We start from the raw sequence: 24,687 nt of genomic DNA, 5'->3' as shown, positions 1-24,687 counted from the left end.
AAAGGAGTTTCCCATGATGCAGAACCCACATCCGGCCAAGCGGAGGGTCATCGCCCTGCTGGCGTTTTTCGGCGCGTTCCTGCTGCTGTTCGCGGCGGTGCTGTACGACGCCCAGATCCTCCACGGCGGCGAAAACCGCGCCAAATCCATCTCCAGTAATGCCGCCAGTGAGACGGTGACGGCCTCCCGCGGCATCATCACCGACCGCAACGGCAAGGTGCTGGTGTCTAATCGGCTGGCCTATACGCTGGTGTTCGACCGCAGCGGCTTTGACGATGATGCGGCGCTGAACGCCGCCATCCTGCGGCTGGTGCAGCTGTGCGAGGAGACGGGGACCGGCTGGAACGACACCCTGCCCATTGGGCGGGTGGGCAACTTCCTGCGGTACTCCAACGCGCGGTCGGAGACCTTTGACAAGTTTATCGAAAAAAACGATCTGACCTCCGGCGCCAGCGGGCGGCAGCTCCTCTCGGAGCTGCGGGAGCTGTACCACGTGGACGAAAGCCTGTCGGAGCGGGAGGCGCGGCTCATCGTAGGCGTGCGGTATGAGCTGCACAGCCGCGACAGCTACACCTTCGCCGAGGATGTGTCCACGGAGGTGCTGAGTCTCATCACCGATGGACGGTACGAGGGTGTCACCATCCGCACCGCTTCAGCGCGCGTATACAACACTGCGCTGGCGGCCCACATTCTGGGCACTATCGGCCCCATCTGGCAGGAGGAGTGGAGCAGCAACGAGGACACCGACTATGTGGGGTACGCCGACAAGGGGTACTCCATGAACGATCTGGTGGGTAAGGACGGCGTGGAGAAGGCATTTGAGTCCTACCTGCGGGGCACGGACGGGCGGCGGCTCATCACCACCGACGAGACCGGCAAGATCACCGGTGAGCTTTACACCCGTGAGCCGCAGCCGGGCGGCACGGTGGCGCTGACGCTGGATATCGATCTCCAGGCCGATGTGGAGGCGGCGCTGGCGGAGACCATCTCCGGCATGATCGACAAGGACAGCAACGAACGCGGCGGTGCGGCCGCCGTGGTGAGTGTGGGAACCGGCGAGGTGCTGGCGCTGGCCAGCTACCCCACCTACGACCTGTCCACGTTCAACGAGGACTACGATGAGCTGGTGAACGACCAGCGTCTGCCCATGTTCAACCGCGCTACCCAGGGCATCTATGCCCCAGGCTCCACATTCAAGATGGTGACGGCGGTGGCGGCACTGGAGAGCGGCATCATCACGCCGTCCTCCATCATCCAGGACCGCGGTATCTACACCTATTACAAGGACCCGCAGCCCATGTGCTGGATCTACAGTCAGACCGGCTCCACCCACGGACGCATCAATGTGTCTCAGGCCATCACCGACTCCTGCAACTACTTTTTCTATGAGGTGGGACGGCTCACCGGTATCCGGACACTGGACAGCTACGCCTCTCAGTTCGGGCTGGGGCAGTCCACCGGCATTGAAATTGGCGACTCCAGCGGCGTGCTGGCCTCCCCCGAGTGGGCGGAAAGCCACGATCAGGAGTGGACCGACGGCCAGACCATTACCGCCGCCATCGGCCAGTCCTACAACCTGTTTACGCCGCTGCAGCTGGCCAACTACGTGGCCACGCTGGTGGGCGGCGGCGACCATTATCAGGCTCATCTGCTGAAGAACGTCAAAGCCTACGACAACTCGCGGCTGCTGTACATGTACGGCGATAAACCGATGAATACAGTCGAAATATCCGATTCTACGTTGAGCGCTGTGACCAGGGGCATGCACGAGCTGACGGTGTCCGGCTCCGTGGCCTACGCCTTCGAAAACTGCGTGGTATCCGCCGGCGCAAAAACCGGTTCGGCTCAGGTGGGTACCGACATCGCCAACGGCGTGTTCGTGGCCTATGCGCCCTACGAAAAACCCGAGATCGCCGTGGCCATCGTCATCGAGAAGGGCGGCAGCGGCGCGGCGCTGGCCAACACGGCGGTGGAGATCATCAACTCCTGGTTCAGCCGCGCCCAGGACGGCACTGCCATAGGCGAAAATACCCTTTTGAAGTAAGTGTGAGGTCTTTCTATGTTTCCTGTTTTTGATCCGCGGGACGCCGCCTGCAAGTCCCCCTTCGGCGCGGTAGCCTGCGGCGCTGAGGTGTCCTTTACCCTGCGGGACGGTGACTACTACGCCTGTGAGCTGCTGGTACACCGCGAATTCGCGGGGGTGGACGAGGTATGCCCCCTCCCCCCTGCCGAGGGCGGCTTCTCCGGCATATACACTGCTCCTCAAGAGCCGGATCTGTGCTGGTACGCCTTTCGGTTCACCCGCGCGGACGGCAGCACCGTGTGCTACGGCCGCAGCGGCTGGTGCGGGCAAGACGCGCTGGTGCGGTGGCAGCTGACGGTGTATGAGGACACGCCCACTCCCGCATGGTTCGGACAAGGCGTGACGTATCAGATCTTTCCGGACCGGTTCCGGCGCACCTCTGTGCCGGATGTCGGCGGTATGGTGGGCCGGCGGTGGGTCCACGACAACTGGAGCGAACAGCCTGTGTTCCTGCCGGATGAGCAGGGACAGATCACCAACCGCGATTTCTTCGGTGGATCGCTGGCGGGCATCACGGAGAAGCTGGACTATCTCAAGAGCCTGTCGGTGTCCACCATCTATCTCAACCCCATATTTGAAGCGGACAGCAACCACCGCTACAACACGGCAGATTACCACGCCATTGATCCCATGCTGGGCTCTGAGGAGGACTTCCGCACGTTGTGCCGCGAGGCTCACGCACGGGACATCCGCATTATTCTGGACGGTGTGTTCAACCACACCGGCTCCAACAGCCGGTACTTCAACGCGGAGGGATTCTATCCCGAGCCGGGGGCGGCCCAGAGCACGGAATCTCCGTATTTCAGCTGGTACAGCTTCCACCCGTGGCCCACGGACTACGATGCCTGGTGGGGCGTACACACCCTGCCGGCGGTGAATGAGGAACAGCCGGACTACCGGCGGTTCATCATTTCGGACAAGGATTCCGTGGTGCGGCACTGGCTCCGCGACGGGGCCGACGGCTGGCGGTTGGACGTGGCCGACGAGCTGCCGGATGACTTTATCGCCGCCATCCGCGACGCCATCCAAGCGGAGAAGCCCAACGGCTATCTGCTGGGTGAGGTGTGGGAGGACGGCAGCAACAAGATCGCCTACTCCCGACGCAGGCGCTATCTTCTGGGGCGGGAGACCCACGGGCTGATGAACTATCCCTTCCGGACGGCGCTGTTGGCGTGGCTGGGCGGCGGTGACGCCGCTGCCTTCCGCGACGACATGGAGACCATACGGGAAAACTATCCCCCCGCGGCGTTTTATGGGGCCATGAACTTTCTGGGGACCCATGACACGCCCCGTATCCTGACCCTGCTGGGTGTGGAACGGACGCCGGAGGACAAGGGACAGCGGGCGGCATACCGCCTCTCCCCCGCCGAGCTGGCGCGGGGACAGAAGAAGCTGCGTCTGGCGGCTATGCTCCTGTACAGCTTCCCAGGCTCCCCCACCCTGTACTATGGCGATGAGGCGGGAATGCAGGGGTTCGAGGACCCGCTGAACCGCGGCACCTATCCCTGGGGCAGTGAGGATGGATCGCTGCTGGCCTTCTTCCGGCGGCTGGGACAGCTGCGGGTGGAACGGATATCCATGCAGTGCGGAATTATCCGCTATCTCCACGCCCAGGGCGGCGGACTGGTGGTAGAGCGGCTCCACGGGACGGAGCGCACCGTGACGGCACTGAACGCCGGTGATACGCCGCTGGAGCTGACGCTGCCGGGGGACGGACGGCTGTGCATCGACGCCGTGACGGGTCAGCAGTTCCTATCGCAGAACGGCACGGTACACTTGACGCTGCCGCCGCTGGATGGTGTGATACTGGTGTGAGAAGATAAGCAGATACGGATGGAGGGTGTTTCACGTGAAACACCCTCCCCCTTTTTTTGAGGCGGCATGTTTCACGTGAAACATGCGTCAGGGCGCGCAGTTCGACGTTTCACGTGAAACAGTTTCTGTTTTTTGCAAATTCTCTATTGAATCCACAGGCGCACCTGTTATATAATACTCCCAAGGCGGCGCTGTCCGCTGCCTTTGCCGCGCCTCCACACGGGGCGAGACCGCTGTTTACGGCGGCGTCGGGCGGGATACTATATAGAAAGAGGAATTTGCTGTGTCCAAGATCATCGCCATCGTTAACCAAAAAGGCGGCGTGGGTAAGACCACCACCTGTGTCAATCTGGCCGCCGCTGTGAAGGCCAAGGGTAAGCGGGTGCTGCTGTGTGATTTCGACCCGCAGGCCAACGCCACCAGCGGCATGGGCGTGGACAAATCCGTGTCCAACGGTGTGTATGACGTGCTCATCAACGGCACGGAGACGGCAAAGGCCATCGTCTCCACCCCCTACGGTGATGTGCTGCCCAGCAGCAAGGCGCTGGCCGGCGCGGGTGTGGAAATGATCGAGATGGAGAACCGGCAGTTTCTGCTGAAGGCCGCGCTGCGGCAGGTGACGGAGCAGTACGACTTCATCTTTATCGACTGCCCTCCATCGCTGGAGCTGCTGACGCTGAACGCGCTGTGCGCCGCCAACAGTCTGCTGGTGCCGGTGCAGGGCGAGTATTACGCGCTGGAGGGTCTCAGTGACCTGATGAACACAGTGCGCATCGTGCGCCGCAGCATGAATCCGTCCCTGGACATTGAGGGCGTGCTGCTGACCATGTTTGACGGGCGCACCAATCTGTCCATCCAGGTGGCGCAGGAGGTCAAGCGCTTCTTTGGTGTCAAGGTGTACAGCACCGTCATCCCCCGCAACGTCCGGCTCAGCGAGGCGCCCAGCCACGGACGGCCCATCACCGCTTACGACCGCAACTGCCGCGGAGCTGACGCCTACATCGCGCTGGCGGAGGAATTTTTGAAACGAAACGCCTGAAAGGAGACGCAGTATGGCAAACATATCCAAGGGCCTCGGAAAGGGTCTCGGCGCTCTTATGGGCGACGATATGATGGCCCTCCACGAGGAAAAAACCAGTCTGATGCTGCCCATCAGTCAGGTAGAGTCCTGCGCGGCCCAGCCGCGCAAGCTGTTTGACCCCGATGCACTGGCCGACCTGGCCGACTCCATCCGGCAGCACGGCATCATCCAGCCGCTGACGGTGCGGAAGCTCCAGTCCGGCTATTACCAGATCATTGCCGGCGAGCGCCGATGGCGCGCCGCCCGCATGGCGGGGCTGACTCAGGTGCCCGCCGTGGTCATTGAGGCCGACGACCGCAAGGCCATGGAGCTGGCCATGATCGAGAACCTACAGCGCGAGGATTTGAACCCCATCGAAGAGGCCGAGGGGTACAAGGTGCTGATGGAGCAGTACAACATGACCCAGGAGGAGACGGCCAAACGTGTAGGTAAGTCCCGTCCCGCCGTGGCCAACGCTCTGCGGCTGCTGAACCTGTGCGAGCCGGTGCGGGCCATGGTGGAGGACGGCAGGCTGTCCGGCGGACACGCCCGTGCGCTGCTCCCCCTCCCTGCCAAGCAGCAGGAAACGGCGGCGGCAGCCGTGCTGAAAAGTGAGCTGTCCGTGCGGCAGACGGAGCTGTTGGCTAAGAAGCTGATGGCGGAGACGCCGGAAAAGCCGGCCAAGGGCCCCTTGTCCGTCAACTACGCCGAGGAGGCCGCCCGAGAGCTGGGCGAGCGGCTGGGGCGCGGCTGCCGCATCGTCAGCGGCCGCAAAAAGGGACGCATTGAGCTGGAGTACTACGGCACCGACGATCTCAACGATCTGCTGGACGCGCTCCACGCCATCAAAAAGAAATAACTGGGCTGTTTCACGTGAAACAGCCGGAAATCGAGGTTCACAATGCTTGATATCAAATTTGTGCGGGAAAATCCCGAGGCGGTAAAGGAGAACATCCGCAAAAAGTTCCAGAACGCCAAGCTGCCTCTGGTAGATGAGGCCATCGCCCTGGACGCCGAGCGCCGCCAGGCCATCGCCGATGGCGAGGCGCTGAAGGCGGAGCGCAACAAGCTGTCCAAGGCCAACGGTCCCCTGTTCGGACGGCTGAAAAAGTGTACCGATGAGGCGGAAAAGGCCGCCATCCAAGCGGAGATCGATGCCAACAACGCCGCCGTCAAGGCGGACGCGGAGCGTATGGCCCAGCTGGAGGCCAAGAAGGAGCACGCCGAGTCCGCGCTGAACAAGATCATGCTGGTCATTCCCCAGATGATCGATCCCTCCGTGCCCATCGGGCCGGACGATAGCTGCAACGTGGAGGTGCAGCGGTTCGGCGAGCCAAAGACGCCGGACTTTGAGGTGCCCTACCACACCGACATCATGGAGCGCTTTGACGGCATCGACATGGACGCCGCGGCCCGCGTGTCCGGCAGCGGCTTCTACTACCTGTTGGGCGATATCGCCCGGCTGCACGAAGCAGTGCTGGCTTACGCCCGCGACTTCATGATCGGCAAGGGCTTTACCTACTGCATCCCGCCGTTTATGATCCACGGCAACGTGGTGGAGGGCGTCATGAGCCAGACGGACATGGACGCCATGATGTATAAGATCGAGGGCGAGGACCTGTATCTCATCGGCACCAGCGAGCACTCCATGATCGGCAAGTTCATTGACCAGATCCTGCCGGAGGACAAGCTGCCCCAGACGCTGACCTCCTACTCCCCCTGCTTCCGCAAGGAGAAGGGCGCCCATGGCATCGAGGAGCGCGGCGTCTACCGCATCCATCAGTTCGAAAAGCAGGAGATGATCGTGGTCTGCAAGCCTGAGGACTCCAAGAAGTGGTACGAGCAGATGTGGCAGTACAGTGTGGAGCTGTTCCGGTCCCTGGACATCCCCGTGCGGCAGTTGGAGTGCTGCTCCGGCGATCTGGCAGACCTGAAGTGCAAGTCCTGCGACATCGAGGCCTGGTCCCCCCGCCAGCAGAAGTATTTCGAGGTTTGCTCCTGCTCCAATCTGGGCGATGCGCAGGCCCGCCGCCTGAAGATCCGCTACAAGGACGCCGACGGCAAGATGCAGCTGTGCCATACGCTGAACAACACCGTGGTGGCTCCTCCCCGCATGCTCATCGCACTGCTGGAGAACAACCTGCAGGCGGACGGCTCCGTGCTGGTGCCCAAGGTGCTGCAGCCCTACATGGGAGGCAAGGATCGTCTGGTGCCCCGCCACTGAACGATTTTCGATAACATCTCGGAATATTTATCACGCATTATACAACCCGTATAGGAGAGTTGACCTGTGAAGAAGTTTTTCAGCGAATTTAAGACCTTCGCCATGCGCGGCAACGTAATGGATATGGCCATCGGCGTTGTCATCGGCGCCGCCTTCGGCAAGATCACCACGTCCATCGTCAACGATATCATTATGCCCCTCATCGGGCTGCTCACCGGCGGCATCGATCTGGCAAAGTGGAACATCCTGCTCAACAGCGCCGCCGTGGAGGCGGGTGCCGACCCCGTCACGCTGGGCATTGGCAATCTGCTTGCCGTTATCCTGGACTTCATCATCGTGGCGTTTGCCATGTTCCTGCTGGTGAAGGGCATGAATAAGCTGGCCAGCCTGAAGAAGAAAGAGGAGGAGCCCGCCCCCGAGGAGGAGCCCAAGCCCACCTCCGAGGATCTGCTCACCGAGATCCGCGACCTGCTGAAAGAGCAGCAGAAATGAGAGAGTCCCTGACACGGGGACTGACCCAGCTGGGACTGTCCCCCGATGCCGTACCCCAGCTGGAGGCCTACGCGGCAGCGCTGCTGGAAAAGAACAGGGTGATGAACCTGACGGCCATCACTGCGCCGCAGGATGTGGCCACACTGCACCTGCTGGACTGCGCGGCGCTGCTAACTATGGCGGACCTGCGGGGCAAGCGGGTCATCGATGTGGGCACCGGCGCCGGCTTCCCCGGCATGGTGCTGCGCATCCTGGAGCCGGACTTTGATCTGACGCTGCTGGACAGTCTGGGCAAGCGCATCGACTTTCTGAAGGAGGTGTGCAGCCAGCTGGGACTGGCACGGGTGGATTGCGTCCACGCCCGAGCCGAGGAATACGCCGCCGGACACCGGCAGCAGTACGACATCGCCGCGTCCCGGGCCGTGGCCAACCTCAACGTATTGTGCGAGCTGGCGCTGCCGCTGGTAAAGGTAGGCGGCCAATTCCTGGCCATGAAGTCCGTGTCCTCCGATGATGAGATCGCCGGAGCGCGGGGCGCCATCGGACAGTTGGGCGGCCGCATCGCGGACATCCGCGACTACACTGTACCGGAGACGGAGGTGCGCCACCGGCTGGTCATCGTTGAGAAGGTCAAGGACACCCCCGCAATCTATCCGCGGAGCTTTGCCCGCATCAAGAAAGCGCCGCTGAAATAGCGGCAGCACTCAGAAGGGAGGGTCACATGGGAAAGATCATCGCCGTTGTCTCCGGCAAGGGAGGCACCGGTAAGACATCCTTCACCGCCAATACCGGTCTAGCGCTGGCATCGCTGGACCAGCACGTGTTGTGCATGGACTGCGACATCACGCTGCGGAACCTGGATCTGGCGCTGGGGCTCAGCGATCGGGCTCTGATGGATTTCTCCGACGTGCTGGCGGAGCGCTGCACGCTGGAGCAGGCCGTGGTGACCCACGAGAAATACCGGTCGCTGGACCTGCTGGCCGCACCCATGGCTGACAGGCCGCTGGCCCTGACGGTACGGCAGCTGGCAGCTCTGGCCCGCGAGATACGGGAGAAGTACGACTGGTGCCTGATGGATGCTCCCGCCGGACTGGGCCAAGGGTTCAAGATGGCGGCCTGCATGGCCGATCAGGTCATCGTCGTCACCACCACCGATATCTCCGCCATGCGGGACGCCCAGCGCACCGCCATGGAGCTGTCCGCCTTCCCCGCCAACGCGGTGCATCTGGTGGTGGGCCGCGTGTCCCGTAAGACGCTCCGGGCCCTGCACACCACCATCGACGACGCCATTGACACCGCCGGTCTGCCCCTGCTGGGGGTAATCCCGGAGGACGAGGACGTCCCCTACTGCCTGAATCGCGGTCTGGTTCTGCGGGATCGGAATTTCTACGCCGCCCGCGCCTACGAAAACATCGCCAAACGCATCATGGGCCGAAAAATGCCCCTGATGAAGATATAACAGAGAAAGGAGCGCCCCTCTATGAATATTGCTTTGATGGCGCATGACAACAAAAAAGAGCTGATGGTGCAGTTCTGCACGGCTTACTGCGGTATCCTGGCCAAGCACACCCTGTGCGCCACCGCCAGCACCGGCCAGCAGATCGCAGATGCCACCGGCCTGACCATCCATCGGTTCCTGTCCTTCACCCACGGCGGCGGCCAGCAGATCGCGGCCCGCATCGCCTACAACGAGATCGACATGGTCCTGTGCTTTGACGACCCCAACCAGAAGACCACAGATGAGGACGTGACCTATATCTCTCACCTGTGCGACCAGAACAATATCCCCTTTGCCAGCAATCTGGCTACTGCGGAGATGCTGGTGCTGGGCCTGAATCAGGGTTATCTGGACTGGCGCGACATCGTGAATCCCAAGAGCAAGCCCTTTACCGCCTGAACCGCCTTGACAACCGGCAAAAAATCGCCTATTATAAAGAGTGACCGCGTTGACTTTGCAGGAGTAACCCGCGCAACGCCGCCAGCAGAGAGGTGCGCCGCCGGCTGAAAGCGCACCGCGGCAGGACGGGCCAAGACAGCAGACGAGCGGGGATGGAAACATCCACGGCGCGCTCCCCGTAACAGGAGCAGAAAGGGCCGCACGGCGGCTGAAATTGGGTGGCACCACGAAGTGTTTGAACGCTCTCGTCCCAACGCAGGGGACGGGAGCGTTTTTTCACGCCGCCCGTGAAAAAAAAGGAGGCGTCTATGCAGTCTGTCATACGCTTTATCCACGAACACTACTACGACATCTTCATTCCGGTGACGGCGCTGGCTCTGCTGCGGCTGGCCATGTGCTTCGCCCAGCTGAAGCGCACCGCCGCTATCCGCCGGAAGAAGGGCGTCTACCATAGCGTACGGGATGCCTACGCCGAGATCGGCGCATGGCTGGGCATGCTGCCCTTCCTGGCGCTGGCGCTGGCCGTACCGGCGTTCTGGCCGGTATGGGCTGCGCTCATCGTGGCTGGCGGCATCGTGGTGGGCAAGTTAGGCCGGAAAAAGGGTCTGGAGACAGACGACATCTACCGCGAGGTGGCCCGGGAGCTGAAGCACGAGGCGGAGGCCGAAGCCGCGCGGGAGGCGGCGTCCCACACGCTGGACAGCGGTACGGACGCCATCGGCGACGGCGCAGAGACACATTACGAAACGGAAAACACCGAAGATAAAGGAGAACATGACAATGGCTAAAATGACACCCCGCACCCTGTCGGGCTTCATGGAGCTGCTGCCCCAGCCGCAGCAGCAGATGGAACGGATGATGGATATCCTCCGCCGGACGTACAGCCTGTACGGCTTTACGCCGCTGGACACGCCGGTGATCGAGGCCAGCGAGGTACTGCTGGCCAAGGGCGGCGGCGAGACGGAAAAACAGATCTACCGCTTCCAGAAGGGCGACGCCGACTTGGCGCTGCGCTTTGATCTGACGGTGCCGCTTGCCAAGTATGTGGCCCTGCACTACAACGACCTGTCCTTCCCCTTCCGCCGCTATCAGATCGGCAAGGTATACCGCGGCGAGCGGGCGCAGCGCGGCCGGTTCCGCGAGTTCTATCAGGCGGACATCGACGTCATCGGCGACGGCAAGCTGGACATCACCAATGAGGCGGAGATTCCCGCCATCATCTACCAGACGTTCACCTCCCTGGGCCTGAAGCGCTTCCAGATCCGTGTGAACAACCGCAAAATTCTCAATGGCTTCTACGCCATGCTGGGTCTGACGGAGCAGTCCGGCGACATCATGCGCACCGTGGACAAGCTGGACAAGATCGGCGCCGAGAAGGTCCGGACCCTGCTGATGGACGAGTGCGGCGTGGATGCGGAGAAAGCGGATGAAATTCTGGCCTTCATCGCCATCAGCGGCGGCAACGATCAGGTGCTCTCCGCGCTGGAGGGCTACCGCAGCCGGAACGAGGTGTTCGACGAAGGTCTTGACCAGCTGAACACCGTGGTGAAGTACCTGTCCGCCTTCGGCGTACCGGCGGAGAACTTCGCCGTGGACCTCACCATCGCCCGGGGCCTGGACTACTACACCGGCACGGTGTACGAGACCACGCTGCTGGATCACCCTGAGATCGGCTCCGTCTGCTCCGGCGGACGGTACGACAACCTGGCGGAGTACTACACCGACAAACAGCTGCCCGGCGTGGGCATCTCCATCGGTCTGACCCGCCTGTTCTACGTGCTGGGTGAGCAGGGCATGCTGAACCCCGCGCTGCCCACCGCCCCTGCCGACGTGCTGATCCTGCCCATGACCGCCGATCTGGCCCCCGCTGTGACGCTGGCCACCCGCCTGCGCGCTGCCGGTGTCCGCACCCAGCTCTACACCGAGCAGAAGAAGTTCAAGGCCAAAATGAACTATGCCGATAAGATCGGCGTGCCCTATGTGCTGTTCCTGGGCGACGACGAGATCGCCGGAAACGTGGTGGGCTGCAAGGATATGGCCTCCGGCGAACAGACCACCCTGCCCTTCGACGAGACGCTGGCCATCATCCAGAAGGGTCTCGCCCAGCGCAGCGAAGGCACGGTCATCGTGGAATAAGCCGGCCAATACCGAAAACAAATCGTAATATATACCTTATTTTATACAAATCATTATCAAAATAGGAGGACAAAACAATGATGCAGATGCGCACACATACCTGCAACGAGCTGCGGCTGGAGCACGTGGGCCAGTCCGTGAAGCTGGTGGGCTGGATGGAGAACGTCCGCGCCGTGGGCCAGAATTTCGCCTTCGTGGTGCTCCGCGACTTCTACGGCACCACCCAGATCGTGGTGGAGACCGAGGACATGATGGCCATTATCCGCGACCTGAACAAGGAGTCCACCATCAGCGTGGAGGGCGTCGTCCGCGAGCGCGCCAGCAAGAACCCCAAGCAGGCCACCGGTGATATTGAGGTGGTTCCCAGCAAGATCGAGGTGCTGGGCCGCTGCCGCTACAACTCCCTGCCCTTTGAGATCAACCGCAGCCGCGAGGCCGACGAGCAGCAGCGTCTGAAGTACCGCTATCTGGACCTGCGGAACCCCGCGGTGAAGCAGAACATCATCCTGCGCTGCCAGGTGGTGGCCGCCCTGCGCGCTGCCATGACCGAGCACGGCTTTCTGGAGATCACCACCCCCATCCTGACGGCCTCCTCCCCCGAGGGCGCCCGTGACTATCTGGTGCCCGCCCGCAAGCACCCCGGCAAGTTCTATGCCCTGCCCCAGGCGCCCCAGCAGTTCAAGCAGCTGCTGATGACCTCCGGCTTTGACCGCTACTTCCAGATCGCCCCCTGCTTCCGGGACGAGGACGCCCGCGGCGACCGCTCCCCCGGTGAGTTCTACCAGCTGGATATGGAGATGGCCTTCGCCACCCAGGACGACGTATTCGCCGTGCTGGAGGATGTGCTGCCCCCCATCTTCGCCAAATACGGCACCTACAACGTGGCCTCCGCCGCGCCGTTCCGCCGTATCGCCTACAACGACGCTATGGAGACCTACGGCTCCGATAAGCCTGACCTGCGTATCGACCTGACCCTCACCGACATCTCCAATGAGGTGAAGGGCTGCGGCTTTGAGCAGATCGACGGCAAGGTGGTCAAGGCCATCGCCGTCAGCGACTGCACCCTGACCCGCAAGGCCATCGATCAGCTCTGCACCGATGTGGAGGTCCAGTCCGGCAGCAAGCCCTACTGGTTCAAGGTGGATGAGAACGGTCAGCTGGCCGGCGGCATCGCCAAGTTCATGAACGGCTGCCATGAGGCGCTCACCGCCAAGCTGGGTCTGAAGCCCAATATGCTGGTGGGCGTGGCTGCCGGCGACAAGGGCGCGGCCATCAAGACCGCCGGCGTCCTGCGCGGCAAGCTGGGCGCCGCCTGCGAGGGCCACATGGACAAGGAGCGCTACGAGTTCTGCTGGATCGTGGACTTCCCCATGTACGAGATCGGCGACGAGTCCGGCGAGCTGGAGTTCTGCCACAACCCGTTCTCCATGCCCAGCGGCGGGCTGGAGGTGCTGCTGAAGGCGGAGCGGGGCGAGATCGATCCCCTGACCATCACCGCCGACCAGTACGATCTGGTGTGCAACGGCGTGGAGCTCAGCTCCGGCGCGGTGCGTAACCACGATCCCGAGATCATGATCAAGGCCTTCGAGCTGGTGCGTCTGGGCGAGGAGGACGTGAAGAAGAAGTTCCCCGCCATGTACAACGCCTTCTGCTACGGTGCGCCTCCCCATGCCGGTATCGCTCCGGGCGTGGACCGCATGGTCATGCTGCTGGCGGGTGAAAGCTCCATCCGCGAGATCATCCCCTTCCCCATGAACAAGAACGCCCAGGATGTCATGATGGGCGCCCCCTCCGTGGTGGAGCAGAAGCAGCTGGATGAGCTGCACATCGCCATCGTGGGCGACGTGGAGAAGGACGACTGATGGCCACCCGCAAGCTCTACTATGAAAACGCCTTCGCGCAGGACTTCACCGCCGTGGTGGAGTCCTGTGAGGCGGTGAAGGGCGGCTTTGCCGTCACACTCGACCGTACCGCCTTCTACCCCGAGGGCGGCGGTCAGCCCGCCGATCACGGCACGCTGGGTGAGTCCCGCGTGCTGGATGTACACGAGAAGGACGGTGTCGTCACCCACCTGTGCGACCGGGCGCTGTCCGTAGGCGCGGAGGTCGGCGGCCACATCGACTGGGCGCGGCGCTTCGACCATATGCAGCAGCACTCCGGCGAGCATATCATCTCCGGCCTGCTGTGCAGCACGTTCCACTGCGACAACGTGGGCTTCCACATGGGCGCGGACGTGGTCACTATCGACTATAACGCCCCCATTACCTGGGAGCAGGCGCTGGAGGTGGAGCGGCGCGCCAACGCCTACATCTGGGCCGACCACCCCATCCGCATCTGGTATCCCTCGCCGGAGGAGCTGGCCGCCCTGCCCTACCGCAGCAAAAAGGCGCTGGAGGGTCCCGTGCGCATCACAGAGTTCCCCTGCGCGGACATGTGCGCCTGCTGCGGCACCCACGTAGCCCGCAGCGGTCAGGTGGGGCTGGTGAAGCTATTGAGCTGTCAGAAATTCCGGGACGGCGCGCGGCTGGAGCTGCTGTGCGGACGGCGTGCGCTGGACTACCTTTCCGCCAGCTGGGAGCAGGCCCGCCAGATCGGGCAGGCCCTGTCCGTAAAGCCCCAGAGCGCCGCAGCCGCCGTAGGCCGTATGCAGGAGGAGCTGCTGGCTCTGAAGGAAAAGGCCGCCCATCTGGAGGAGGCCGACTTCGCCCACACGGCAGAGCGATACCGTGATGCCGGAAACGTCCTGCACATCACGGGAAAGCTGGACGGCGACGGCGCCCGCCGCCTGTGCGACGCCATTGCCAGGGCCGCAGGCGGACGCTGCGCCGTGTTCGCCGGCAGCGACGGCGCCTACCAGTACGCCGTCATTGAGAGCGGCGGCGACCTGCGCCCCCTCGTCAAGGACATGAACGCCGCCCTCCATGGCCGCGGCGGCGGACGGGATGGCTTCGCCCAGGGAAGCGCCGCCTGCACGGCGGAGGATATCCGCAGCTTCTTCCAAAACCGGTAAATACTTCGCATCACGAAAAGTTTTTTCGCATTTTTGCCAAAATCTGTGCCCCGAAAGTGCGCATTTCCCGCACTTTCGGGGCTTTCCTTTTGGTGCGGAACATGCTACAATAATAGGCTGAGAGTATATGAGCCAAAAGGAGTCCGTATGGAAAACGAAAACAAGCTGGGCGTTATGCCCATTTCCAAGCTGATCTGGAACATGTCCCTGCCCATCATCGCATCCATGCTGGTGCAGGCGCTTTATAACATCGTGGACAGCGTATTCGTCAGCCGCGTCAGCGAACAGGCGCTGACCGCCGTATCCCTGGCCTTCCCCGCCCAGAACCTGATGATCGGTCTTGCCACCGGTACCGCCGTGGGCGTCAACGCCCTGATGGGCCGGGCTCTGGGCGCACAGATGCGGGAACGGGCCGACCGCGTGGCCAACAACGGCGTCTTTCTGGCCGTGGTGGGCTTCCTCATCTCCGCCGTACTGGGCCTGACCTGCGCGGATCTGTTCTTCCGCTCCCAGACCCAGGTGGAGAACATCATCCAGATGGGCAGCGAATACCTGCGCATCGTCACCATCGGCTCGCTGGGCATGTTCTGCCAGATCATGTACGAGCGGCTGCTTCAGGGCACAGGCCGCTCCCTGCTGAGTATGTACACTCAGGGTCTGGGCGCTATCGTCAACATCGTGCTGGACCCCGTGTTCATCTTCGTGCTGGACATGGGCGTGGCAGGCGCCGCCGTGGCTACCATCATCGGCCAGTTCTGCGGCTGTGCGCTGGCCATATACTTCAACCATAAGAAGAACACCGACATCACACTGTCCATCAAGGGCTTCCGCCCCGACTGGTCCCTGATCGGCGAGATCTACGCCATCGGCCTGCCCAGCGTCATCATGGTGGGCATCGGCTCGGTGATGACCTTCCTGATGAACAAGATCCTCATCACCTACCACTCCGCCCATGAGACGGCGGCCACCGCCTTCGGCGTGTACTTCAAGCTGAACTCCTTCATCTTTATGCCGGTCTTTGGCATGAACAACGGCATCATCCCTATCGTGGCGTATAACTACGGCGCCCAGAACCGCCGCCGCATGATGGAGACCATCAAGCGCGGCACACTGTACGCCTCCTGCATCATGGTGGCGGGCACCATCCTGTTTCAGGCCATCCCCGGCCCTCTGCTGAGCATCTTCGACGCCACCGACACCATGATGGCCGTGGGCATCCCCGCCCTGCGCATCATCTCCCTGAGCTTCTGCATGGCCGGTGCGTGCATCGCGCTGGGCAGCTCGTTCCAGGCACTGGGCAAGTCACTGTACTCCATGGTCACGTCCATCGTGCGGCAGCTGGTGTTTCTGGTGCCCATCGCCTACGTGCTGGCCCGCTACGGCGCGTCCGTGGGCAACGACGATCTGGTGTGGTGGTGCTACCCCATCGCCGAGATCGCGTCCCTGCTGCTGACACTGTGCTTCTTCCGGCATGTGTACAAGACCATGATCGCCCAGATCCCCGAGGGGCGGGCGTAACAAAAAAGAGACGGACGCTGCAGCGTCCGTCTCTTTTTTTGCCGGTCTATCCTCTATCGCTGGTCCGAGAGGCCCGCGTCGGGACGAGAGGATTTCCTCGTTTATGTATAAGGGGCATTTCCCCTTTGTAGGGGCGGAGTTCTACCCGCCCACACTTCTTACTGCACTGTCCGGCCGCACACCCGTAGGGGCCGGCGTCCCCGACGGCCCGCTTTATTTCTAAAAGGTACACTGTTGCGGTGCCCAAAATTTCTGTGCTTCCTGACGGCGGACGCTTGAAATTTTGACCGCTGCCACTCGCTCACCCCCCTGCATCCGCCACTGGCGGCGCTCGGATCGCTCCCTCCGGCCGGGAGAGTTCCGCGCCCCCGAGCGCGGGTCGCTTTTGGCCGCAGCCCCAAAAGTGACCAAAAACGCTGCTTGAAACCGCAGGTTTCAAGACTTCCTGCGCGCCTGACCGTGTTGGAAAAACGTGACCGCGTACCACGCGAAGTCCCAAATTGCTGCAAATCGTCGTACAACGAATCACTTGCAGTCCTCATATCGCTGCCGCTCCCACGTCCCGCACGGCGGCACTTTGCTCTACCAACGTAAAATGGCGGCCCATTAGGCCGCACCTACACTTGCCGCTGACGGCGGCAAGTGCGCGATTTGATAATCGCCTAAATCGGTAGTCCCGCCAATATCCCCCGCCCACCACGTCAGCGGCAGCGAGGGTAGGCTCGCGGTCGATTCCCTGCGGAACCTTTTCCCACCGCATCGAAATTGGCCTGAAGGAATTCCAAAGACCATGGGTCTTTGGCGGCGTTCTTTCCCCCATTTCTTCCGCTGCTGGAAGAAATGGGGCCGCCGGAGGCATGTAACAAAAAGAGACGGACGCTGCCGCGTCCGTCTCTTTCTTTCACACTTGCTCAGTACGCCAGCTTCTCCGCCAGATACGCCTTCAGCTCGCTGATGGGCACGCGCACCCTGCGCCCCGCCCAACGGCGTTGCGCGGGGGCCCCGATCTGACTTCCTGTTGGGGCGAAATGAATTCGCCCCAACGTAAGATTTTGGCTGCGCCAAAATGCTTACACGCCGCTTCCGCGGCGGAGGGAGCAGGTGCGCCGTCTACCCTGCCCTGCCGTTTAGTACGCCAGCTTCTCCGCCAGATACGCCTTCAGCTCGCTGATGGGCACACGCACCTGCTCCATGGTGTCGCGCTCGCGGACGGTGACACAGTTGTCGCCAGCCTTCTCCGCATCGCCCACGGTATCGAAGTCCACCGTGATGCAGTACGGAGTACCCACCTCGTCCTCGCGGCGATAGCGCTTGCCGATAGAACCGGTCTCATCGAAGTCGATCATCCACTCCTTCGCCAGCTCGGCGTAGACCTCGCGGGCCTTGTCGCTGAGCTTCTTGCTCAGAGGCAGCACCGCCGCCTTGTAGGGTGCCAGCGCCGGGTGCAGGTGCAGCACCACGCGGACATCGTTCTTCTCCGCGTCCACGACCTCCTCGTCATAGGCGTCCACCAGCACGGCCAGCACACTGCGCTCCACGCCAAGGGACGGCTCCACCACGTAGGGGATGTAGCGCTCGTTGGTCTCGGGGTCGAAGTAGGTCAGATCCTTGCCGGACACGTTCTGGTGCTGGGTCAGGTCGTAGTCGGTGCGGTCCGCCACGCCCCACAGCTCGCCCCAGCCGAAGGGGAACAGGAACTCGAAGTCCGTGGTGGCCTTGGAGTAGAAGCACAGCTCCTCGGGGTCGTGGTCACGCAGCCGCAGATTCTCGTCCTTCAGGCCGATGCCCAGCAGCCAGTTGTGGCAGAAGGTGCGCCAGTAGTTGAACCACTCCAGATCAGTGCCGGGCTTGCAGAAGAACTCCAACTCCATCTGCTCGAACTCGCGGACGCGGAAGATGAAGTTGCCCGGGGTGATCTCGTTGCGGAAGGACTTACCGATCTGGCACACGCCGAAGGGCAGCTTGCGGCGGGTGGTGCGCTGGGTGTTGACGAAGTTGGTGAAGATGCCCTGCGCCGTCTCAGGCCGCAGGTACACGGTGTTCTTGGCATCCTCGGTGACGCCCTGGAACGTCTTGAACATCAGGTTGAACTGCCGGATGTCGGTGAAGTTGTGCTTACCGCAGGTGGGGCAGGGGATGTTCTTGTCCTCGATGAAGTCCTTCATCTCCTGCTGGGAGAAGGCGTCGATGGGCTTGGGCAGCTCCACACCGTTGGTCTGGCACCAGTCCTCGATGAGCTTATCGGCGCGGAAGCGCTCCTTGCACTCCTTGCAGTCCATCAGGGGATCGGAGAAGCCGGCCAGATGTCCGCTGGCCACCCACGTCTGGGGGTTCATGAGGATGGCTGCGTCCTGTCCCACGTTGTAGGGGTTCTCCTGCACGAACTTTTTCCACCAGGCCTTCTTGATGTTGTTCTTCAGCTCCACGCCCAGGGGACCGTAGTCCCAGGTGTTGGCCAGGCCACCGTAGATCTCGGAGCCTGCGAAGATGATGCCGCGGTTTTTGCACAGCGCCACGATCTTATCCATGGTCTTTTCCGTGTTTTTCATGTGAACGTCTCCTTTATGTGAATATTTTTGGTCTCTATGGTCAAGCCGCCTCCGGCGGCGTTACCTGCACAGTCACGACTCCCGCATTCCAATCCGTCTGGTCTGTGGACACACCGTACCACCACATGGTCCCGCCGTCCGGCAGGTGGTACAGGATCGCATAGAATTCTCTTGGGTGCAGCGCCATGGGATAGTTGCTCTCCGGCAGTTGATCTCCCGTGGTCTGCCACGCGGAAAAGGCGTCGTATCCGCCCTCCACGCGCCAGAACTCGCGGCTGGCGTAGTCACTCCATTCGGAGATATCCTGCTCCCCGAAGTAGGCGGCTTCGTATGCTTCACCGGCGATGGTCAGTGTGTCCGTGCGGAGCGGCTCCAGCTCCGGCTTTTCCTCCCGCGCCAGATTGGCACAGGTCACCGTCACCTTGCTGCCGTAGTGCGCCGCGATCTGAGCCGCCATGGAGGGCACGGTGCCGGTCTGGTGATCCATCCCGTTGGGGTCAGCGTGGGCGCTGCCGCAGAAGGCTACCACGCTGACGCCGTCCAGCGCGTCAAAGGCGTCACAGAAGTTGGCCGCCATGATATGCTCCCGCTGCACATCGGCCGCATCGTCTGCGCCGCGCCGATAGTACATGGCGCCCTGCTTGATGCTCCGATCCACCGTGCGATATTCGTCGGTATCGGTCTTTCCCTCGTCCTCCAGCAGCCGGCGCGCTTTTTCGCCGGAGGCGGCGTACTGATGCTCTATGTCAAAGCCGTGGAACACCGTGTCCGGACACGTCTCCTTGATCTGATGGTAAAAATCCGCCACCACCTCCGCATGGAACAGCGTTCCCTCGCAGGCGCCGTACACCATGTCCCAGTAGGCGTCGTCCTCTGCCGCCATCCAGCGGTTCAGCAGCAGCGTGGAGCCTGCGCCCATCTCTATGAACAGGTGGCGCATTCCCTGACCGTAGCAGGTCTGCCACAATGTCAGCTCCTTATCCAGACAGGCAGCGTTGGCGTGCTCCTCGCCGTAAATAAAAATCTCCCCTGTGGGCGCACCTGTTTCTGGCGGTGCGCCGCAGGCTGTCAGCCCCAGCAGCGCCGCCAGCAGCAGCGCCGCGATCCTCTTTTTCATAGACAGCTCTCCTTTATTGCAGCAAAAAACGCCCTGATGCCATTGCTGACATCAGGGCGAACTAAGTTTTAGTCCGTGGTTCCACCTGAATTTGGATGATTCCACACTCTTACTGCCGGTAACGGGGCGTCCGGCGGGCATTTCCTCCCGCAGCTCCGGGCAGCCACGCCCTTCATCGCCTGTAACAGGGAAAGAATAGCATCTTTTCTCCCGCCCGTCAAGCCTATTTTTCGCTATCCGGCGAGTCGGCGTCCTCGGGGCAGGGCGCAGCATCCGTGACAGTGCCGCTGCCATACACGTACCGCACGTCGTCGGTCTGGCCCATGGCGCCCTTTGAGAACGTCACCGCCCAGCAGCCGGTCTTCACATCGTACCAGCCGTAGGCCATGTCGTACTCCCCATCGTACTGTGCCCGGGCCAGCTCGATAGCTTCCTCCTCCGTGGGGATGCCTCGCCCGATCCGGGCAGTGCCCAGGATAGCCAGCACCTCATCGCGGCAGCCGTCCCACGCGGCCCTGTCCATCATGCCGTCGTCGGAGGGCATACACACATAGCTGCCTGGTGTACCCCGGAACACGACGTTCACCCACACGTTGTTGTTGACGCCCTCGGTGTACTGCCAGGCCGTCTGGCCGCCGGACAGCGTCAGCTCCTGCTCCGTCACGCCGGTACCGCAGATGCCGTAGCCGTCCAGCCAGCAGGTGAGCCGGAAGTCCACGGCGTCGTCGTCCGTCTTCCAGAACCGCAGCCCCGCCTGCCCATCCTCCTCCAGCGTCTCAAAGGCCCAGCCATCGGGGATAGTCAGCGCCATGTCCACGTGGTCTCTGGTATACTCCGCCAGCTGACCCGTGATCTCGGACGGGTCCGGTGCAGGACTGACCTGTGGCTCATCCCCCTCCAGCGGCAGCGGAACAGCCGACCACTCGCAGGCCATCAGCACCGCGGCGCAGCCCAGCGCCAATACGCACAGCAGCAGCTTTTTCATACTCTCACCCTCCTTTTGTCCATATGACGAAGCAGGGAGGGGAAATGTTCCCCTCCCTGCCAGAGCTCAGATGTCCAGCAGCTCCAGCTCGCTGTCGTCCACCTTTCGCAGCTCCTTCTTATTCATCATATCGTACATGCACGGCACCACGAACAGCGTCATCAGCGTGGCGTACAGCAGTCCGCCGATACACACCAGCGCGATGGGCTGGATCAGGGCCGTACCGGCGTTCTTGGCCAGCGCCGTCACCACAAGGCCCAGGATGGTGGTAAGGCTGGTCATCAGAATAGGCCGCAGACGGGTGACGCCCGCGTCGATGATGGCCTCCCTCCGCGCCATACCGTCCTGCCGCTGCTGGTTGATGTAGTCCACCAGCACAATGCCGTTGTTGACGATGACGCCCACCAGCATCACGAAGCCGATAAGACTGACGACCGACACCTCGATACCGGAGACCAGCAGTGCCAGGAAGCCGCCGGTGAAGGCCAGCGGAATGGTGAACATCACGATAAACGGGGACTTCAGGGATTGGAACTGGGCCACCATGATGAGGTACACCAGCACCACGCCCAGCAGCAGCATCAGCATCAGCTGGCTCATGGCATCCATGATCTGTTCGTTCTCGCCGTTGAACTCCACGGTGACGCCCTCCGGCAGCGCCAGCGGCGCCACGGCCTGCTGCACCGCCGATGTCACCTTGGTAACGTTGTAGCCATCGGCCAGCGTGGCGGTCACGGTGATACACCGCCGCTGCTGGTCGCGCTGGATGCTGTTGAGGGACACAGTCTCGCGGACCTCCGCCACCTCGCCCAGCTTGAAGGAGCCATCGTCGTCCTCCTCCGTCTCCTCGCCGGTGAGCTGGCTCAGGCCGGAGGTATCGCTGCTGCCGCTCATGGCGGCGGACATGGAGCTGTCCGGTGTGATGGTCAGATCCAGCAGCTTCTCGCGGGTCAGCTTGCTGTCCGCCGCCGCGTCCACCATCAGCTCCATGCTCTCGCCGTCCAGCGTCACGTCCGCCACCGTGGTGGTATCCTGCAGCGCCGCCGCCAGCTGCATGTAGATCTGGGCCACGGTGACACCGCGGGTCATGGCCGCGTTGCGGTCCACCACCACCTGTAAGGCAGGCGCCGCGTCCTCCAGACCGTCGGACACATCCTTGACGCCCTCCACCTGTCCGATGCGCTGGCCCAGCGCACGGGCGGCGGTCTGCAGGCCCTCCATATCGTCGCCGTAGACCTGCAAAGAGATGCCGCTGCCGGTCATATAGCTCATCATACCGCTCATGACGCCGGAGGCCTTCACCGTGCAGGGCAGGTCGGCGCACAGCGCCTCGATCTCCCGCCCTGCGTCGGAGCCGAAGGTGCCCTCCGTCATGGTGAGGTAGCCGGTAACATCATAGTCGCCGTTGTCGCTGCTGGTCATGCTGAGGCCGCCCATGTTGCCGCTGCCCATCATGAAGCCCACAGCTTCCACATTCTCCACGGACATGGCCCGTTCCATCACCTGGTCGGCCGCCTCCACCGCTTCCTCGCGGGTGGTGCCCTCCGGCATGGTGATCTCCAGCGAGAGGTTATTCATGTCGATCTCCGGCATGAACGTAAAGCCGCGGCTCAGTGCGCCCCAGGCCGACGTCACCAGCAGCACCAGCGACAGCAGCAGCACGAGGGCCTTGTGGTCCAGCGACCAGGAGATGGCCTTGCGGTAGGCGGGGTAGAGCTTATCCAGCAGACCGGCCTTGGGTGTGAAGTCCCGCCGCAGCATGCCGGACGCCATGGCCGGCACCAGCGTCAGCGCCACCAGCAGGCTGGCCAGCAGGGAATATGTAATGGTCAGGGCCAGATCGGTGAACAGCTGCTTCGTCAGGCCCTCCACGAACACGATAGGCGCGAACACGCACACCGTGGTGAGAGTGGACGCCGTCACCGCGCCCAGCACCTGTCCCGCGCCGGACACCGCAGCCTGGATGATGGTAGCGCCCTTGGCCCGCAGGCGGTAAATGTTTTCGATGACCACCACCGAGTTGTCCACCAGCATACCCACCGATACGGCCAGGCCGCTGAGGGAGATCATGTTGATGGTGACACCGGTGAAGTACATCAGCACCACCGCGAAAATGACGCTGACGGGGATGGAGATCAGGGTGATGAGGGTGGGCCGCCAGTCACGCAGGAACAGGAACAGCACCACCACAGAGAACACCGCGCCCCACAGCAGGGACGAGAGGATGGTCTCCACAATGAGATAGATATAGTCGCCCTGATCCATCAGGGCCACGAATTTCAGGCCGTCGTACTGGGCCTCCAGCGTCTCGAACCGGTCGGCGATGTTGTTGGACACCTCCGCCGTGGCGTAGTTGGACTGCTTGGTAAAGGACAGCAGGATGCCGTTGTCGCCGTTGAGCTTGGTGTAGAGCTGGTCGCCGTTGTCCGTCACCACCACCGTGGCCACGTCACCCAGCGTGATGGGCTCCACGCCGTCCAGTCCCAGGTCGAACAGCACCATGTCCTCCAGCTCGCCGCTGTTTTCAAACTTCTGGCCCACCGACACCATATAGCTGACGCCGCTGTTGTCGTCGATGTACCCCGCTGGCATGGAGAAGTTCTGGGCCGTCAGCAGCCCGCTGACGGTGGAGATGGACAGCAGTCCCCCCAGATCAGTCTGTTCGGCCACCTTGTCATAGGCCGCCTGTATCTGCTTCAGCCCGCTTTCGATCTGGGCCTTGGCCTCGCTGAGCTGCAATTCCGCGCCGGTCATCTGGGTCATACCGTCCATCAGCTCCACCAGCAGGTCGGACACGTCGCCCTCCACCTGTGCGCGCAGGTGACCGCTCTTCAGCGCCTTCATCAGCTTCTCCATGCTGCCCTGCAGCGTCTTCAGATCGTCGTTCAGCTTCTTCAGCGTCCCATCCGGGTCGGTAATAAAGCCGCCCACGATGTCATCGATATCCGTGTCCTCCAGCACACCGTAGATATCCTTCAGCTTGTCGTACACCTTATCCACCGCGTCGCCGACAGACTCGGCTACGCCGTCAGCAGCGGCGCGCTTGGCGTCCGCCAGCGCCTGCTGTCCGTCCGTCACCTTCTTCTCCGCGTCGCGGAGCTTGCCCTCCGCCTTCTTCAGCTGGTCCTTCACCGCGTCCTCCAGTGTGGCGGACAGGGCGTCCATCTTCTCCTGATCCAGTATCACGTGGGCCTCGCGGGTCAGCGCGCCGGACACCGTGACGCCGGCCACGCCGCTGACGCCCTCCAGCTTGCCGGTGAGCTCATCGGTGACGAAGTCGCTGAGGGCGTAAACATCCTTCCCCTCCTGGGACACCGCCGCCACCATGACCGGGATCATGGAGGGATTGATCTTCAGCACGTAGGGCGCACCCACCGAGTCGGACCACTGGCCCTGCAAAATCGAAATTTTCTGTTGGATGTCCACACTGATGGTGTCCATGTTCACGCCGTCCTCGAACTCCAGCATCACCATGGAAACACTGTTCTGCGTGGTGGAGGTAACAGTTTTGATGCGGTCCAGCGTGGCCATGGACTGCTCCATGGGCCGCGTGATGGTCTCCTCCACGGACTCGGGGCTGGCGCCCGGGTCGGTGGTGACGATGACCACATAGGGAAAGTCCATGTTGGGCAGCAGATCCGGTGTCATCCTCAGATACGCCACCACACCAAGCACAACAATAGCCAGCACCACCACGAAGACGGTCAGCGGCTTCTTTACGCTGAATTTCGCCATACTCCTGCTCCTTTGCGGGCATACGCCCCAAAATACCATAATAGAGAAGTGTATCACGCTGCCGCC

At 62.3% G+C, this 24,687-nt stretch carries 19 protein-coding genes; 14 read left to right on the top strand and 5 right to left on the bottom strand.

Annotation, left to right across the window (positions count from 1 at the left end):
- The first annotated feature begins 13 nt into the window (after positions 1–13).
- From ACZM22_RS00710 to ACZM22_RS00645, 14 genes are all read left to right on the top strand, one after another.
- Entirely contained in the window at positions 14–2,044 is a 2,031-nt protein-coding gene (locus ACZM22_RS00710) for a penicillin-binding transpeptidase domain-containing protein (RefSeq protein WP_489542773.1), read from the top strand.
- Between the two features lie 15 nt (positions 2,045–2,059).
- Positions 2,060–3,898, top strand: coding sequence for a glycoside hydrolase family 13 protein (locus ACZM22_RS00705; protein WP_489542772.1), 1,839 nt, complete (start codon positions 2,060–2,062; stop codon positions 3,896–3,898).
- A gap of 283 nt (positions 3,899–4,181) precedes the next feature.
- The gene (locus tag ACZM22_RS00700; RefSeq protein ID WP_489542771.1) at positions 4,182–4,937 is read left to right on the top strand and encodes a ParA family protein; all 756 of its coding nucleotides are present in this window, start codon (positions 4,182–4,184) and stop codon (positions 4,935–4,937) included.
- Between the two features lie 13 nt (positions 4,938–4,950).
- Positions 4,951–5,817, top strand: a complete 867-nt coding sequence (locus ACZM22_RS00695) for a ParB/RepB/Spo0J family partition protein (protein WP_483268153.1) — start codon at positions 4,951–4,953, stop codon at positions 5,815–5,817.
- Between the two features lie 42 nt (positions 5,818–5,859).
- A complete protein-coding gene (serS, locus tag ACZM22_RS00690; protein ID WP_483268154.1) occupies positions 5,860–7,182 on the top strand; it encodes a serine--tRNA ligase in 1,323 nt (440 codons plus the stop codon).
- Between the two features lie 66 nt (positions 7,183–7,248).
- On the top strand, positions 7,249–7,674 hold the full coding sequence (gene mscL, locus ACZM22_RS00685; RefSeq protein WP_483268155.1) for a large-conductance mechanosensitive channel protein MscL: 426 nt from the start codon (positions 7,249–7,251) through the stop codon (positions 7,672–7,674).
- Positions 7,671–8,369 carry a 16S rRNA (guanine(527)-N(7))-methyltransferase RsmG gene (rsmG, locus tag ACZM22_RS00680; protein WP_483268156.1) on the top strand — a complete coding sequence of 233 codons (699 nt, stop codon included), beginning with the start codon at positions 7,671–7,673 and terminating at the stop codon, positions 8,367–8,369. Before mscL ends, rsmG begins: the two co-directional genes overlap by 4 nt.
- Positions 8,370–8,395: 26 nt before the next feature.
- Positions 8,396–9,133 carry an AAA family ATPase gene (locus ACZM22_RS00675; protein ID WP_483268157.1) on the top strand — a complete coding sequence of 246 codons (738 nt, stop codon included), beginning with the start codon at positions 8,396–8,398 and terminating at the stop codon, positions 9,131–9,133.
- A 21-nt stretch (positions 9,134–9,154) separates the two neighbouring features.
- Positions 9,155–9,571 (top strand): methylglyoxal synthase, encoded by a 417-nt coding sequence (locus tag ACZM22_RS00670; RefSeq protein WP_483268158.1) that lies wholly within the window; start codon positions 9,155–9,157, stop codon positions 9,569–9,571.
- 308 nt (positions 9,572–9,879) lie between these two features.
- Positions 9,880–10,359 carry a hypothetical protein gene (locus ACZM22_RS00665; RefSeq protein WP_489542770.1) on the top strand — a complete coding sequence of 160 codons (480 nt, stop codon included), beginning with the start codon at positions 9,880–9,882 and terminating at the stop codon, positions 10,357–10,359.
- Positions 10,352–11,707, top strand: coding sequence for a histidine--tRNA ligase (gene hisS / locus ACZM22_RS00660; RefSeq protein WP_489542769.1), 1,356 nt, complete (start codon positions 10,352–10,354; stop codon positions 11,705–11,707). Before ACZM22_RS00665 ends, hisS begins: the two co-directional genes overlap by 8 nt.
- 77 nt (positions 11,708–11,784) lie before the next feature.
- Positions 11,785–13,569 carry an aspartate--tRNA ligase gene (aspS, locus tag ACZM22_RS00655; RefSeq protein WP_483268161.1) on the top strand — a complete coding sequence of 595 codons (1,785 nt, stop codon included), beginning with the start codon at positions 11,785–11,787 and terminating at the stop codon, positions 13,567–13,569.
- A complete protein-coding gene (locus ACZM22_RS00650) occupies positions 13,569–14,717 on the top strand; it encodes an alanyl-tRNA editing protein (RefSeq protein WP_489542768.1) in 1,149 nt (382 codons plus the stop codon). The genes aspS and ACZM22_RS00650 overlap by 1 nt, the downstream gene beginning before the upstream one ends.
- Before the next feature lie 147 nt (positions 14,718–14,864).
- The gene (locus tag ACZM22_RS00645) at positions 14,865–16,235 is read left to right on the top strand and encodes an MATE family efflux transporter (RefSeq protein WP_489542767.1); all 1,371 of its coding nucleotides are present in this window, start codon (positions 14,865–14,867) and stop codon (positions 16,233–16,235) included.
- A 538-nt stretch (positions 16,236–16,773) separates the two neighbouring features.
- Here ACZM22_RS00645 and ACZM22_RS00640 read toward each other — a convergent pair.
- The 5 genes from ACZM22_RS00640 to ACZM22_RS00620 form a co-directional block, all read right to left on the bottom strand.
- Positions 16,774–16,995, bottom strand: coding sequence for a hypothetical protein (locus tag ACZM22_RS00640; RefSeq protein ID WP_489542766.1), 222 nt, complete (start codon positions 16,993–16,995; stop codon positions 16,774–16,776).
- Positions 16,996–17,362: 367 nt separating this feature from the next.
- Positions 17,363–18,784, bottom strand: coding sequence for a glycine--tRNA ligase (locus ACZM22_RS00635; RefSeq protein ID WP_484423785.1), 1,422 nt, complete (start codon positions 18,782–18,784; stop codon positions 17,363–17,365).
- Positions 18,785–18,824: 40 nt separating this feature from the next.
- Entirely contained in the window at positions 18,825–19,901 is a 1,077-nt protein-coding gene (locus ACZM22_RS00630; protein ID WP_484423786.1) for a hypothetical protein, read from the bottom strand.
- 223 nt (positions 19,902–20,124) lie between these two features.
- Entirely contained in the window at positions 20,125–20,886 is a 762-nt protein-coding gene (locus ACZM22_RS00625; protein ID WP_489542765.1) for a hypothetical protein, read from the bottom strand.
- Positions 20,887–20,952: 66 nt separating this feature from the next.
- A complete protein-coding gene (locus ACZM22_RS00620) occupies positions 20,953–24,621 on the bottom strand; it encodes an efflux RND transporter permease subunit (RefSeq protein WP_489542764.1) in 3,669 nt (1,222 codons plus the stop codon).
- Between the last annotated feature and the right edge of the window lie 66 nt (positions 24,622–24,687).

It is taken from the genome of Vescimonas sp., from assembly GCF_057856985.1.
This window is presented reverse-complemented; position numbering and strand designations above follow the sequence as displayed.

Coding starts and splice junctions, on each gene's coding strand:
- ACZM22_RS00625 (WP_489542765.1), bottom strand. CDS start 20,886: ATGAAAAAGCTGCTGCTGTGCGTATTGGCGCTGGGCTGCGCCGCGGTG.
- hisS (WP_489542769.1), top strand. CDS start 10,352: ATGGCTAAAATGACACCCCGCACCCTGTCGGGCTTCATGGAGCTGCTG.
- ACZM22_RS00665 (WP_489542770.1), top strand. CDS start 9,880: ATGCAGTCTGTCATACGCTTTATCCACGAACACTACTACGACATCTTC.
- ACZM22_RS00620 (WP_489542764.1), bottom strand. CDS start 24,621: ATGGCGAAATTCAGCGTAAAGAAGCCGCTGACCGTCTTCGTGGTGGTG.
- ACZM22_RS00695 (WP_483268153.1), top strand. CDS start 4,951: ATGGCAAACATATCCAAGGGCCTCGGAAAGGGTCTCGGCGCTCTTATG.
- ACZM22_RS00640 (WP_489542766.1), bottom strand. CDS start 16,995: ATGCGGTGGGAAAAGGTTCCGCAGGGAATCGACCGCGAGCCTACCCTC.
- ACZM22_RS00635 (WP_484423785.1), bottom strand. CDS start 18,784: ATGAAAAACACGGAAAAGACCATGGATAAGATCGTGGCGCTGTGCAAA.
- aspS (WP_483268161.1), top strand. CDS start 11,785: ATGATGCAGATGCGCACACATACCTGCAACGAGCTGCGGCTGGAGCAC.
- serS (WP_483268154.1), top strand. CDS start 5,860: ATGCTTGATATCAAATTTGTGCGGGAAAATCCCGAGGCGGTAAAGGAG.
- ACZM22_RS00630 (WP_484423786.1), bottom strand. CDS start 19,901: ATGAAAAAGAGGATCGCGGCGCTGCTGCTGGCGGCGCTGCTGGGGCTG.
- ACZM22_RS00650 (WP_489542768.1), top strand. CDS start 13,569: ATGGCCACCCGCAAGCTCTACTATGAAAACGCCTTCGCGCAGGACTTC.
- ACZM22_RS00670 (WP_483268158.1), top strand. CDS start 9,155: ATGAATATTGCTTTGATGGCGCATGACAACAAAAAAGAGCTGATGGTG.
- ACZM22_RS00705 (WP_489542772.1), top strand. CDS start 2,060: ATGTTTCCTGTTTTTGATCCGCGGGACGCCGCCTGCAAGTCCCCCTTC.
- ACZM22_RS00710 (WP_489542773.1), top strand. CDS start 14: ATGATGCAGAACCCACATCCGGCCAAGCGGAGGGTCATCGCCCTGCTG.
- ACZM22_RS00675 (WP_483268157.1), top strand. CDS start 8,396: ATGGGAAAGATCATCGCCGTTGTCTCCGGCAAGGGAGGCACCGGTAAG.
- rsmG (WP_483268156.1), top strand. CDS start 7,671: ATGAGAGAGTCCCTGACACGGGGACTGACCCAGCTGGGACTGTCCCCC.
- ACZM22_RS00645 (WP_489542767.1), top strand. CDS start 14,865: ATGGAAAACGAAAACAAGCTGGGCGTTATGCCCATTTCCAAGCTGATC.